The 13142-nt window shown below is 64.4% G+C and carries 12 protein-coding genes and 1 pseudogene; 11 read left to right on the top strand and 2 right to left on the bottom strand.

The genetic code is table 11. From position 1 onward, the window contains the following. Positions 1 to 29 precede the first annotated feature (29 nt). The 10 genes and pseudogenes from QQK95_RS11495 (at position 30) to QQK95_RS11450 (ending at position 8965) form a co-directional block, all read left to right on the top strand. Complete coding sequence (locus tag QQK95_RS11495) at positions 30 to 899, top strand: ABC transporter permease (RefSeq protein WP_284272330.1); 870 nt, start codon at positions 30 to 32, stop codon at positions 897 to 899. Continuing rightward, the gene (locus tag QQK95_RS11490; protein WP_284272563.1) at positions 899 to 1687 is read left to right on the top strand and encodes an ABC transporter permease; all 789 of its coding nucleotides are present in this window, start codon (positions 899 to 901) and stop codon (positions 1685 to 1687) included. Before QQK95_RS11495 ends, QQK95_RS11490 begins: the two co-directional genes overlap by 1 nt. After that, the gene (locus QQK95_RS11485; protein ID WP_284272329.1) at positions 1687 to 2751 is read left to right on the top strand and encodes an ABC transporter ATP-binding protein; all 1065 of its coding nucleotides are present in this window, start codon (positions 1687 to 1689) and stop codon (positions 2749 to 2751) included. The genes QQK95_RS11490 and QQK95_RS11485 overlap by 1 nt, the downstream gene beginning before the upstream one ends. 73 nt (positions 2752 to 2824) lie before the next feature. Then, positions 2825 to 4069 carry an aconitase X gene (locus tag QQK95_RS11480; protein ID WP_284272328.1) on the top strand — a complete coding sequence of 415 codons (1245 nt, stop codon included), beginning with the start codon at positions 2825 to 2827 and terminating at the stop codon, positions 4067 to 4069. Then, a complete protein-coding gene (locus QQK95_RS11475) occupies positions 4066 to 4497 on the top strand; it encodes an aconitase X swivel domain-containing protein (protein ID WP_284272327.1) in 432 nt (143 codons plus the stop codon). Before QQK95_RS11480 ends, QQK95_RS11475 begins: the two co-directional genes overlap by 4 nt. A 114-nt stretch (positions 4498 to 4611) precedes the next feature. Further along, the gene (locus tag QQK95_RS11470; protein WP_284272326.1) at positions 4612 to 5700 is read left to right on the top strand and encodes a Gfo/Idh/MocA family protein; all 1089 of its coding nucleotides are present in this window, start codon (positions 4612 to 4614) and stop codon (positions 5698 to 5700) included. 57 nt (positions 5701 to 5757) lie between these two features. Beyond that, complete coding sequence (locus QQK95_RS11465; protein ID WP_284272325.1) at positions 5758 to 6672, top strand: sugar phosphate isomerase/epimerase family protein; 915 nt, start codon at positions 5758 to 5760, stop codon at positions 6670 to 6672. Positions 6673 to 6692: 20 nt separating this feature from the next. After that, entirely contained in the window at positions 6693 to 7784 is a 1092-nt protein-coding gene (locus QQK95_RS11460; RefSeq protein WP_284272324.1) for a fatty acid desaturase family protein, read from the top strand. A gap of 28 nt (positions 7785 to 7812) precedes the next feature. Next, positions 7813 to 8124, top strand: a complete 312-nt coding sequence (locus QQK95_RS11455; protein ID WP_284272322.1) for a MocE family 2Fe-2S type ferredoxin — start codon at positions 7813 to 7815, stop codon at positions 8122 to 8124. Between the two features lie 38 nt (positions 8125 to 8162). Next, a pseudogene (locus QQK95_RS11450) lies at positions 8163 to 8965 on the top strand (3-methyl-2-oxobutanoate hydroxymethyltransferase). Here QQK95_RS11450 and QQK95_RS11445 read toward each other — a convergent pair. Together QQK95_RS11445 and QQK95_RS11440 are read right to left on the bottom strand one after the other, a co-directional pair. Then, positions 8966 to 10474 (bottom strand): HAL/PAL/TAL family ammonia-lyase, encoded by a 1509-nt coding sequence (locus tag QQK95_RS11445; RefSeq protein WP_284272320.1) that lies wholly within the window; start codon positions 10472 to 10474, stop codon positions 8966 to 8968. It lies immediately after the preceding pseudogene. Continuing rightward, positions 10471 to 11472: an ornithine cyclodeaminase family protein gene (locus tag QQK95_RS11440; protein ID WP_284272318.1), complete on the bottom strand. Its 1002-nt coding sequence runs from the start codon at positions 11470 to 11472 to the stop codon at positions 10471 to 10473. Before QQK95_RS11440 ends, QQK95_RS11445 begins: the two co-directional genes overlap by 4 nt. Before the next feature lie 119 nt (positions 11473 to 11591). Here QQK95_RS11440 and QQK95_RS11435 point away from each other — a divergent pair, with 119 nt between their 5' ends. Then, positions 11592 to 13025 carry a DHA2 family efflux MFS transporter permease subunit gene (locus tag QQK95_RS11435; RefSeq protein WP_284272316.1) on the top strand — a complete coding sequence of 478 codons (1434 nt, stop codon included), beginning with the start codon at positions 11592 to 11594 and terminating at the stop codon, positions 13023 to 13025. The last annotated feature ends 117 nt before the right edge of the window (positions 13026 to 13142 follow it).

The following is a 13142-nucleotide window of genomic DNA, read 5'->3' as shown; positions in this document are numbered from 1 at the left end:
GGTCCTTCAATCCTGGGGAGGAGGGTGGCATGGCAGCACAGAGCGCAACCGCATCGTGCAGCGGGCTGAGATCGGCTCTGCCGCTGCTGGCGCCGGCCTATCTCTGGCTGACGGTGGCGATCTTCCTGCCGCTGTCGGCCATGGTCTTCTTCTCCTTCATGACCGACCTGCCGCTGACCGGAAAGCCTTGGGCCTTCACGCTTGGCAACTACGCCGCCTTTTTCTCGCAGAGCCTTTACCTCACGCTGCTGCTCGCTTCGCTGCGCCTCGGCCTCGAAGTGACGCTGTGGTGCATCGTCATCGGCTATCCCGCCGCTTACGTGCTGGCCAAGGTGCTGAAGGGGCGCAGCCGCGAGGCGATCTTCCTCCTCGTCATCCTGCCGTTCTGGTCGAACGGGCTGGTGCGCATCTTCTCCTGGGCGATGGTTTTGCGCGAGGGCGGCATCCTCGACACCGCGCTCAACGCGGTGCTGCCATTCAAGATCAACATCGATCTGATGTATTCCTACCCGGCCGTCATCATCGGCCTGGTGCACTCCTACGTGCCCTACATGGTGCTGACCTGCTACCTCACGCTGCAGGCGATCGACGACTCGCTGATCGAGGCCGGGCGCTCGCTCGGCGCCTCGCGGCTGCAGGTGCTGAAGCGGGTGATCATCCCGCTGTCCATGCCCGGCCTCGTGGCGGGGGCGGCGCTGATCTTCGTGCCCGTCGTCGGCTCGTTCATGGAACCGCGCATTCTTGGCGGGCGCACCGGCACGTTTTACGGTACGGTGATCGAGGACCAGTTTGTCGCCGTGTTCAACTGGCCGCTCGGGGCGGCGCTGTCCTTCATCCTGCTGGCTGTCGTGCTGGTCATCCTGGCGCTTGCCTCGCCGGTGCTGCGGAGGGCCGCGTGATGGCCACCACCCGCATCCTGGAAGGGCTCGGCCGACTCTACATCTTCCTGCTGCTCGCTTTCCTCTATCTGCCCATCATCATCATGGCGCTGATGTCGTTCAACGTCTCGCCCTTCTACCAATTGCCGTTCGAGTGGACGACGGAGTGGTACGCCTCGCTGTGGCAGAACGACCAGCTGATCGCGGCCACCTGGAACAGCCTCGAGATCGCAATCATCACCACGCTGATCAGCGTGGTGCTCGGCTCAGCGGCGTCGCTGGCGCTCTACCGCTACGAATTTCGCGGCAAGAAGGTGCTGCAGGCGCTGCTGTTTCCGCCGATCGCCATACCGTGGCTGATCACCGGCACGGCGATGCTGATCTTCTTCTTCGGCGTCGGCATCGGGCGTGGCCTGTTCGCCATCCTGCTCGGCCATGTAGCGCTGGCGCTGCCCTATGTCATCGTCGTCGTCTCGGCGCGGCTGCAGACCTTCGCGCCGGAACTGGAAGAGGCGGCCCGCTCGCTCGGCGCCAACCAATGGCAAGTCACGATGCGGGTCACGCTGCCGTGGATCATGTCGGGCGTCATTGCCGGCGGGCTGTTCGCCTTCGCCGTGTCGTTCGACCAGTTCGTCGTCTCCTACTTCCTGTCGACGCCCGGCCAGACGACGCTGCCGGTCGAAATCTACGCCGCGATCCGCAAAGGCTTCACGCCCGAGATCAATGCGGTGTCGACCATCATCATTGTCGTGTCGATGGCGCTGATGCTGCTCACGGCGCGCTTCTTCAAATTCGGCGGAGAGAAATAATGGCCGGCGTGCAGGTATCAAATGTCTCGCGCAGCTTTGGCGCGCACAAGGCGCTGGACGATGTCTCCATCGATTTCGCCGATGGCGGCTTCTATGCGCTGCTTGGGCCTTCGGGCAGCGGCAAGACCACGCTGCTCAGGCAGATCGCCGGTTTCGATTTTCCCGATACCGGTCGTATTTCCATCGGCGGCGAAAGTGTGGAACGTGTGCCGGTCGAAAAGCGGCGCATCGGCATGGTGTTCCAGAACTATGCGCTGTTTCCCAATATGAGCGTCGCCGACAATGTCGCCTTTGGTCTCTCGGTGCGCGGCGAGGCCAAGGCGATGATTGCAGCGGAAGTGCAGCGCGCACTCGACCTCGTGCAATTGGGCAAGCTCGGCGGCCGGCGTCCGCACCAGCTCTCCGGCGGCCAGCGCCAGCGCGTCGCGCTGGCCCGCGCCATCGTCACCAAGCCGCGCGTACTGTTGCTCGACGAGCCGCTCGGCGCCCTCGACAAGGCGCTGCGCGTCGACATGCAGATCGAATTGAAGCGCATCCAGCGCGAGATCGGCATCACCACCATCTTCGTCACCCACGACCAGGAAGAGGCGCTGACGATGAGCGACCGCATCGGCATATTGCGCGACGGCAGGCTGGTGCAGGAAGGGCCGCCGGAGGAGATCTACGACCGGCCGAAAAGCGAGTTCGCCGCCACCTTCCTCGGCGACGCCAACATCTTTCGCGGCGACTCGACGGGTAATGGCATCCGGCTGCCGGATGGTACCGCGATTGCGGCCGGGGCCGGCGACCGGCTTGCCGCCGGGGCCAAGGCGAGCTGCGCCGTGCGGCCCGAGCGCATTCGGATCGGCATCGATGCCGGGGCTCTGGATGGCGATGCGAATATGCTGAAGGGCCAGGTCTCCAAGCGCATCTTCGCCGGCAACAACAGCACCTATTTCGTCGAGCGTGCCGGCCAGACACTGAAAGTCATCGTGCAGAACACCGGCGCCGACAGGCTGGCGGAAGGGCAGGACGTGGTGCTGCGCTGGTCGCCGGAGAGCACGGTGCTGATCGCTACGAGCTGAGACTTGCAACGGGTCTTGCCAGACGGTTCGCAATCAGGAACAGCATAGCCGGGCAAAAGTCCGGAGTTTTCCGATGACGCTAGAATTGACCGCGCGCGACCAATCCATGCTCGACGGCGAGCAAGGCCCATCGGCAGCCGCCGCCATGAAAATCCTCGTCGCGTTTTCCAACGCGGTCGGCGCACGCGGCCTGCTCGACATCACGGGCGCCCATATCGACGGCTGCCTCTACCATGGCAAGGCCGGGCTCGATTTCGTCGAAAGGCTGGTCGAGGGTGGTGGGCGCGTGCAGGTGCCGACGACGCTCAATGTCGGCTCGTTCGATCTCATCCATCCCGGCATGGTGAAGATGCCGGCGGCCGAGGAGGTGCCGGCACGTCGGCTGATGAAGGCGCATCTGGAGCTTGGTTGCCAAGCGACCTTCACCTGTGCGCCCTACCAGACGCGATTCCGGCCTGCATTCGGCCAGCAGGTCGCCTGGGGCGAATCCAACGCCATCGTCTTCGCCAATTCGGTGATCGGCGCGCGCACCAACCGCTATGGCGATTTCATCGACCTCTGCTGCGCCATGACCGGACGGGCGCCGGCCTGGGGCCTGCATCTCAGCGAAAACCGGCGCGGCCGCATCCTGTTCGAACTGGACATCGCCGAACCACGCGACAGCCTGTTCGTCGGTGTCGGGCTGATCGTCGGACAAGCGAGCGGCGACCGCATTCCGGTCATATCAGGCCTGCCGCGGCCGCGCGACGAGGATCAGTTGAAGGCGCTGGGGGCGGCGGCAGCCACGACCGGTGCCGTGGCTCTGTTCCATGCGGTCGGCATCACGCCGGAGGCCAACACACCAGACGAAGCGTTCCACGGCCGCGCACCGGAAGAGACGATCCGCATCAGCCAGGCCGACATCGATCATGCGCTGTCCAGATTGTCCGGAGTGGCCGACGGGACACCGCTGGCGGCCGTGTCGCTGGGCACGCCGCATTTCTCGCATGAGGAGTGGATGCGCCTGTTACCCATGCTGCGCGAGGCAGCACCGGGCAGGGGCATCCCGATCTATGTAAACACCGGTCGCGCTACGCTGACGCGGCTGCAGGAAGAGGGCGCGCTGACCGGCATGGAGGCGTTCGGCCTGATCCCGGTCGCCGACACCTGCACCTATGTCACCTCCATCCTCGAGCGGCTCGACGGCGTGGTGATGACCAATTCCGGCAAGTGGGCGCATTACGCGCCGGGCAATATCGGTGTGACCGTGGCTTTCGCCGAGATGGTGGATTGCATCCGCTCTGCCGCTGCCGGACAAGTCATGCGAGGTGCCTCATGACAGTTGCAACCGTTGATCGGCGGGGCACTTTCCAACTCGCCGGCGAGGCGGATGGCCTTGCCCTGGTGTTTTCGCAGCCGCTCAGTTTCTGGGGCGGCATCGACGCCGAGACGGGGGAAATCATCGACCATTCGCATCCCGGTCTCGGCCAGAATGTCGCCGGCAGGATCCTGGTCATGCCGAGCGGGCGAGGGTCATCCTCCTCATCGTCTGTCCTGGCCGAAGCGATCCGCCGGGGCACCGCGCCGGCCGGTATCCTGCTGCAGCGTCCCGACCCGATCCTGGCGGTGGGCGCCATCGTCGCCGAGTTTCTCTACGATATCCATATGCCCCTGGTGGTCTGCGACATTGCGGGGATCGTTTCCGGCGACCGGATCGCCGTCCGTGTTGGTGAGGAAGGCGAGGCGGTCCTCCATAAGGCCCAATGACTGCTGCACCCAGTGATTGGTGTCGCTGATGACGGCGGTGATGGGAAATGATGGTGCCGGGCTTGGCTGAGCGGCAAGCCGTGGCGCTATATGCTGTCCTCCAGGGAGGAATGGATGGCAGGCACGGATTTCGAACCGGATGTGGAGGTTCGCAGCAGGGAATACCGGATCGGCTGCATCGGTGCTGGCATGATCATGGCCGAATGCCATCTGGCCGCCTATGCGCAAGCCGGCTTCCCGGTGGTTGCAATCGCCTCGCGGACGAAGGCCAGCGCCGAGAAGGTTGCCCGGCGCTGGAGCATTCCGATCGTTCGCGATACGCCCGAGCAATTGATCGAGGATTCCGAAGTCGAGATCGTCGACCTTGCCTTTCCGCCGGACCAGCAGCCGGCCCTCATCCGTCATGCGCTGAAACAGCCACACATCAAGGCGATCCTGGCGCAGAAGCCGCTGGCGCTGTCGGTGGAGGAGGCGGTCAAGCTGCGCGACGAAGCCGCCAAGTCCGGCAAGATCCTCTCGGTCAACCAGAACATGCGCTACGACCAGTCGATGCGCGTGCTGAAGCAGATCATCGACAGCGGTGCGCTGGGCGACATCGTCTTTGCGCAGATCGACATGCATGCGATCCCGCATTGGCAGACATTCCTCGCGGACTATGACCGGCTGACGCTCGCCAATATGAGCGTGCACCATCTCGACGTGCTGCGCTTCCTGTTCGGCGATCCCCAGGAAATCACGACGCTGACGCGCAAGGACCCGCGCACGACATTCGACCATTCGGACGGGATCACCGTGTCGACGCTGCGCTTCCCCTCCGGGGTGCTTGCCGTTTCGCTGGAAGATGTCTGGTCCGGCCCGCGCGAGCAGGGTTATCGCGATGACCAGCACATCAACTGGCGTGTCGACGGCACCAAGGGTGTGGCCAAGGGCACGATCGGCTGGCCGACCGGCGTCGCCTCGACACTGACCTATGCCTCGACGCAGACGACGGGCGGTGAGTGGGTGATGCCCAGATGGGATACGATGTGGTTTCCACACGCCTTCATCGGCGTGATGGAGCAGCTGCAATATGCGGTGAAGACTGGCACGCCACCGGCTCTCTCCGTTGCCGACAACGTCAGGACCATGGCGCTGGTCGAGGCCGGCTATCGCTCGATGGCGGAAGGCCGCACCGTCAGGCTTTCCGAGATCTCGACCAATTGAACACGGACCGCGCAATAAGCGTGGCGGCTGAATCGCTTACCGGGAGGAGTTCACATCATGATGCAGGCAGGGATCTTCACCGGCTACTTTCCCTGCGAACTCGATGAGACAGCCAGGCGCATCCGCGCGCTCGGCTTCAACACCGTGCAGCTCGACCTGCATTTCAGGGATATCGATCTCACGGCCGGGCAGATCACAAGGGACAAGGCAAGGACCGTGCGTGATACGTTCCGCGATCACAATCTGCCGGTCTGCTGCATCTCCGGCTACACCAACATCATCCATCCCGACAGAGCCGAGCGCGAGAAACGCGTCGGCTATCTCAAGGAGATCATCCGCAACGCGCGCGAATTCGGTTCGCCCTACGTGATCTCCGAGACCGGGACCTACAACACCGAATCCGACTGGGTGCATCATCCCAGGAACAAGACAGAGGAAGGTTTCGAGGAATGCCGTAAAGTGATTTCGGACCTTGCCCAGACGGCTTACGACCACGGCGCGGTGTTCCTGCTTGAAACCTATGTCAACAATGTCGTCGGCTCGGTCGAGGAGACCGTGAGGATGTTCGCACAGGTCGACCATCCCGGCCTTGGCCTGCTGATGGACCCGACCAATTACTTCGAGGCGCACAACATCGACCGCATGGACCAGGTGCTGAACCAGGTGTTCGACACGCTGACCGACAAGATCCGGATCGCGCATGCCAAGGACGTGAAGCGCTCAGGCAGCGACAAGTCGGAAAAGCATGCCGATATCGGCGACCAGGACGCGCATGAGGGACTGACGTTCCGCGGCGTCGGCGAGATCGAATTGCCGGCGCCTGGCCTCGGCTCGCTCAACTATGACCTTTACCTGAAGCGGCTCAGCCAAAAGCACCCGAACATCCCCGTCATCATCGAGCATCTGACCGAGGATGACGTGCCGCGCGCGAAAACATTCCTCGACGGAAAATTCCGCGCCAACGGCCTATAGGGGCCGCGCGGGAGGCGAAGATGACCACGGCCAAGACAAAGCGCGACTACAGCCTGGTCGGCGAAAGCACGCGCAGGGCGATCGAGACCGGCCTGGCCTCGGCCGAGTGGTACCACACCGACGTGCCGCGCAAGACGATGAAGGAGTTGATGCAGCGCTCCGATGGTCCGGCGATCCGCGACACCATCATCTGGCTCGCCGCTATCGTGGGTTCGGCCGCCGGCATCGTCTGGCTCTGGGGTTCGTGGTGGGTGGTGCCGTTCCTGTTCGTCTACGGCGTGCTCTACGGCTCGTCGAGCGACTCGCGCTGGCACGAATGCGGCCACGGCACGGCCTTCCGCACGCGCTGGATGAACGATGCCGTCTACCACATCGCCTCCTTCATGCTGATGCGCAATCCCGTGCAATGGCGCTGGAGCCACGCCCGCCACCACACCGACACCATTATCGTCGGCCGCGACGCCGAGATCGCGGTCATGCGCCCGCCCGACCTGTTGAAGGCGGCACTGGCCTTCACCGGCATTCTCGACTTCCGCTATTCGCTGCCGACGCTGGTGCGCCAGGCCTTCGGCACTCTGTCGGAGGACGAGAAGAGCTACATCCCCGAGATGGAACGGCACAAGGCGGTGGTCGCCGCCCGCTGGCACATGGCCGTGTACGCTACGACGATCGTTTTCGCGATCGCGCTTAGATCATGGATCCCGCTGGTGCTGGTCGGCCTGCCGCGCCTCTACGGCACCTGGCACATGGTGATGACCGGCCTGCTCCAGCATATCGGCCTTGCCGACAATGTCGTCGACCACCGGCTCAACACCCGCACCGTCTACATGAACCCGATCAGCCGCTTCATCTACTGGAACATGAACTACCATGTCGAACATCACATGTTCCCGATGGTGCCGTATCACGCACTGCCGAGGCTGCATGAACTGATCAAGCACGACCTGCCGGAGCCGAACCCGTCGATGTGGCATGCCTATCGCGAGGTCTGGCCGGTCCTGCTCAGGCAGCTGAAATACGAAGACTATTACCTCAAGCGCGAATTGCCGCCGACGGCCAGGCCCTATCGCGGCGAGTTCCACGAGGTCGACATGTCGGCGGCGGCCGAATAGCGATCGCGAATTCTTGCGGGAGACCAGGATGGCCGATTGGGTTGAAGCATGCGCGGTGGACGATATCGAGGAAGAGGATGTCATCCGCTTCGATCATGGCGGCCGCAGCTTTGCAGTCTACCGCTCGCCGGATGACGAGTTCTTCGCCACCGACGGCTATTGCACGCATGAGAGGGCGCATCTGGCCGACGGGCTGGTGATGGACGACATCATCGAATGCCCGAAGCACAATGGCCGCTTCAATTACAAGACCGGCCAGGCCAAGGGCGCGCCGGTCTGCGTCAATCTCGCGACCTATCCGGTCAGGATCGAGGCCGGTAAGGTGATGATCCAGATCTGACGCGGCAACCGATCCAGCATCACAAAGGGGACGTTCAAATGAGCCGAAAGAGACCGACCGTCGCCGATCTGCGCGCGATGAAGGGCAAGCGGCAGCTGATCATGCTGCGCGTGCTCAATCTGGACGAGGCGGAGGCCGCGGAGCGGGCAGGGGTCGATATCGTCTCGGTGCCGCCCGAACTGGTGCTCAACCCTGAGTATCGCGATGCCGCGCCCAGCCTGTTCACCATGCCGGGCGAGAATTTCTTCGAGATCGGCACGGCGGATGATTTCCTGCGCTGGGCCTTCCGGCTCTATAGGCAAGCGCCGACGCGGTCTATTGCAGCGCCGGCTACGCCACCATCAAGCGCATGGCCGACGATGCGATCCCCGTCATCGGCCATGTCGGCCTCATTCCGTCTCGCGCCACCTGGACCGGCGGCTTCAGGGCGGTCGGCAAGACCGCCGATACAGCCCTGCAGGTTTTCGAAGCGGTGAAGCAGCTGGAGGCCGCCGGCGCCGTCGGCGCCGAGATCGAAGTGGTGCCGGTCGAAGTCGCCAAGGCAATCTCGGAGCGCACCTCGCTGATCATGCTGTCGATGGGGGCAGGCACCGGCTGCGACGCGCAATATCTGTTCGCCGACGACATTCTCGGCCAGAACCGGGGCCACATGCCGCGCCACTCCAAGGTCTACCGCAACTTCGCCGCCGAATATGACCGGCTGCAGGCGGAGCGGGTGGCGGCCTTCTCCGAATATGTCGCCGACGTCAACAGCGGCGCCTATCCCGAGGACAGGCACATCGTGCACATGGATCCGGCCGAACTCAGCCTGTTCATAAAAAGAGTAGACGCAAAGAGCTGATTATTCGGCTTCCTTGCCGACCGTCGCAGCGCCTTGCCACGCGCCATCGGCGAGCATGGCGTGGAGCACCTCGGCGTCGGCCCCCAGCGGCCGGTCGTCTTTCAGCATCGATACATGAGCGCGCACCGCCGCATAGATCGCGCCAGTGCGCGGCGCCAGCGTCAATCCTTCACGCAGGTCGACAGCCTGGGCGGCGGCCATCAATTCGAAGGCGATCAGCCGCCGCCACAGCGCGATCATTCCGGCGCATTTTGAAACGGCGAGGGGCGACTGGGTCGCATGGTCCTCGACGCCTTCCGAAACCGGCAGGAAGTCGAGCATCACCGGATTGGCCTTGTGGCGGATGGCGGCCAGGATCGATGTCGCCGTCTTCTGCAGCGGCACGAAACCGGCCGAGGCGCCACCGATGGGCGACAGATATCTGGTCAGGCCGTTGCGGCCCGAGCCGGTGAGCTGGATGAAGCGGGCGACGCTCGCGGCGGCGCATTGCGCGACGGCCAGGCTGAGCGTCTCGAAGGCGAGCGAGAGTGAGGCCGTGTGGAAATTGCCGGTCGACATCACCAGTTCGTCGTCGCCGATCACCAGCGGGTTGTCGGCGGCTGCGTTGAGTTCGATCTCGACGGCACGCTTTGCCTGGGCGATCGCCTCGATGAGCGCGCCATGGATCGACGGCATGCAGCGGATCGACAGGGGATCCTGAATGGTGGTCGGCGCCGGCATCTCCTCGCGGGCGAGAAGGTCGTGCAAGGCCTTTGCCGCCTCCTGCTGTCCGGCGGCCGGCCGCGCCATCTGCAGGCGCGGATCGAGGATCGTGCGGTTGGCGCCAAAACCTTCCATGGTCAGCGCGCCGGCCTGCTGCTGCTGGGCCAGCGCCGACAGCGCATCCGTCGCCACCAGCGCACCGCCGCCGGCGGAGACCGCCGAGGCGTTGATCAGCGACAGCCCGTCTTTCGGCGCCAGGCTGATCGGGGCGAGGCGGGCCATCATCAGCGCCTTGGCAGCCGGCATGCGCCGGCCCTGGTAATCGGCTTCGCCTTCGCCGACCAGCAGGCGGGCAAGGGCGGTCATCAGCACCAGGTCGCCGGCGCCGATCGAGCCGAGCGACGGCATCACGGGATGGACACCGGCATTGAGCGCGTCGACCAGAGCGACGAACACGGCGGGCGACAGGCCGGAGCCGCCGGCCGACAGCATCGAGGCGCGGGCGACCATGGTGGCCCGCACGGCCTCGACCGGCAGGGTTTCGCCGACCGCACCGCTGCGTCCCTCCAGCAACTGACGCTGGAAGGCGCTGGCGTCACCTTCGACGGAGGTGCCGAGATTGGCGCCGAGCCCGGTGTTCAGGCCATAGATCTGCTGGCCGGAGGCGGCGGCCTGGTCCAGCACCCGCCGCGCCTTTTCCAGCCTGCCGATGATTTCGGGTCCGATCTCCACCTTGCGCGCCTGGCGAGCGACGGTGGCGACATCACCGACACTGACCCCGGCTCCGGCGAGGACGAGCGCGCTCATGCGAAACGCAGCCTTTGGCCGATGCCTTTTTCTCCAGCCTTGGCGAGCATTGCCTTGCCCAGCGCAATGTCGGAGAGCGACAGGCCGCGATGCCAGAACAGGATGGTCTCGTCGTCGCTTTCACGCCCAGGTTTGAGACCGGCGGCGATCTGGCCGAGTTCGGCATGCAGCGTCTTTTCGCTGAGCCGTCCGGTCTCGACATGGGCGCGCAGCGAGCCGAATTTGCCGCCCTTGCACTGGCCCCAGTCGTCGACGACCATCTTCCGCATGATGTCAGTCAGCGACAGTTCCACCGCGCTCATCGTGCCATAGGGCACGACCAGCGCACCGGGCTTGATCCATTCGGTCTTGAGCAGCGGTTGCGGCTCGGGCAGCCGGGAGGCCTCGACGACGATGTCGGCGCCCGTGACGCAGCTCTCCCAGTCGTCGACCGCCGTGACCGTCTTGCCGAGATCGGCGGCGAGTTTTGCGGCGAAACCGTCGCGGCTTTCCGGTCGGCGGGAATGGACGCGGATCTCGTCGAAATCGAAGAGATGGTCGAGCAGCCGTACGTTCCAATAGGCGGTGCCGCGCGCGCCGATATGGGCGAGCACTTTGGAATTCTTCCTTGCCAGATGCTTGGCGCCGATGGCGGTGACGGCGCCGGTGCGCATGTCGGTGATGACGGTGGCGTCGAGAATGGCGCGCGGCGTGCCCGTGCGCGGATCGAACAGATTGAGGATGCCGAATTCCGAGGGCAGGCCGTGCAGATAGTTGTCGACATAGTCGCCGACGATTTTCACGCCCGCCGTGTCGAGCGGCGCCACATAGCCGCGCAGCACGTTGAAGTGACCGTGGAAGGATGGATCCGGTTCGAGATGGACGCGCGGCTCGATCACCGTCTGGCCCTTGCCCTGGGCCACCAGGCCCGTTTCGACCGCGGCGATGATTTCGCCATCGGTCATGGCGAGCGCTTCGATGTCGAGGGCATTGAGATAGTCGATATAGATGGGCTTCATTTACGCGCGCACTTTCCTCGGTCGCCCCGTCCATCCCATAGCAGGCCGCGAGGTGACACGAAAGTTTGTTGCGCCGTGTCTGGACGCTGCCGGCTAAATGCTGTTCAAACCGGACCGACATGACTGCCCTTCCCGAGACTGAAGCCTTACCCGAAACGGCCACCAATGCGCGGCGCGTGGCGCTGATCGTCGCCATCGCCTTCTTCATGCAACTGCTGGATTCGACGATCATCTCGACCTCGCTGCCGCAGATGGGCCAGTCCTTCGGCGTGCCGGCGGTGGCGATGAGCATCGGCATCACCGTCTACATGCTGACCATGGCGGTGTTCGTGCCGCTGTCGGGCTGGCTCGCCGATCGTTTCGGCGCGCGCAACATCTTCCTGGTTGCGATCGCGCTGTTCACTCTGGCCTCGCTCGCCTGCGGCTTCTCGCAAAATCTGACCGAATTCGTCGCTGCTCGCGCCGTGCAGGGGCTGGGCAGCGCGCTGATGACGCCGGTGGGCCGCATTCTCGTCCTGCGCAATGCCTCGAAATCCGAGCTGCTCAACGCCACCGCGCTGATCACCTGGCCGGCGCTGTTCGCGCCGGTGGTCGGGCCGGTGCTCGGCGGCTTCATCACCACCACTCTGTCCTGGCACTGGAATTTCTTCATCAACATCCCGCTCGGGCTGGTTGGGCTGGCGCTGGTCGCCCGCTTCATCCCGGGCGATCGCGAGGCCGATCCCAAGCCGCTCGACTGGCCCGGGTTTTTCCTGACGTCGCTCGGGCTCGCCTGCCTGCTTTACGGCCTCGAGCGCATCGCGCATCCCGAGGACGGCATGCTGCCGACCATAGCGCTGATCGCGGCGGGCATCGTCATCGGCTGGCTGGCGGTACGGCATCTCAGGCGCGCGCCGCATCCGCTGCTCGACCTCTCCTCGTTCAAGGTGCTGACCTTCGCCATCTCGACGCTCGCAGCCGGCACCATCTTCCGGGTGGCGATCAACGCCACGCCGTTCCTGCTGCCGCTTTTGTTCCAGCTTGGTTTCGGCCTGTCGCCTGTCGATGCCGGTCTGATGATCCTGGCCTATTTCCTCGGCAATCTCGGCATGAAGACGGTGACGACGCCAACGCTGCGGCGTTTCGGTTTCCGCCCGGTGATGGTGGTCAACGGCATCATCGCCTCGGCCTCGATCATGGCTTGCGGGGTGATCTCGCCGCAGACGCCGCATGCCCTGGTGGTGGCGCTGATGCTGATCGCCGGCCTGTCGCGCTCGATGCAGTTCACCGCGCTCAACACATTGGCTTTCGCTGATATCGACGCGGCGCAGCGCAGCTCGGCGGCGACGCTGTCCTCGATGCTGCAGCAGGTGGCGATGCTGTTCGGCGTTGCCGTGGCGGCGGCGATCCTCAATCTGTCGCAGATCGCCAGGGCGCAGCCGGCACTTGACCTCGTCGATTTTCGAATCGCGTTTTTCGTGATCGGCGCCATCGGGCTGGTGGCAGCGCTGCGTTTTCTGGTGCTGCCGCCCGCTGCCGGCGCCGAAGTTTCCGGCCACGTGCCGGGGAACTGAAAATCGAATTTTCTCACCCGATGCGAAGATAAATTCCGCTCTGTGCTTTCGTCTCGACGCTGCGCTTTCGCGGCTGGTGGCATTGGCGCAATCGGTTGCCAAAAATGCAGGAGTTTC

This window comes from Mesorhizobium huakuii, assembly GCF_030160235.1.
GTDB classification, from domain to species: domain Bacteria; phylum Pseudomonadota; class Alphaproteobacteria; order Rhizobiales; family Rhizobiaceae; genus Mesorhizobium; species Mesorhizobium huakuii.
This window is presented reverse-complemented; position numbering and strand designations above follow the sequence as displayed.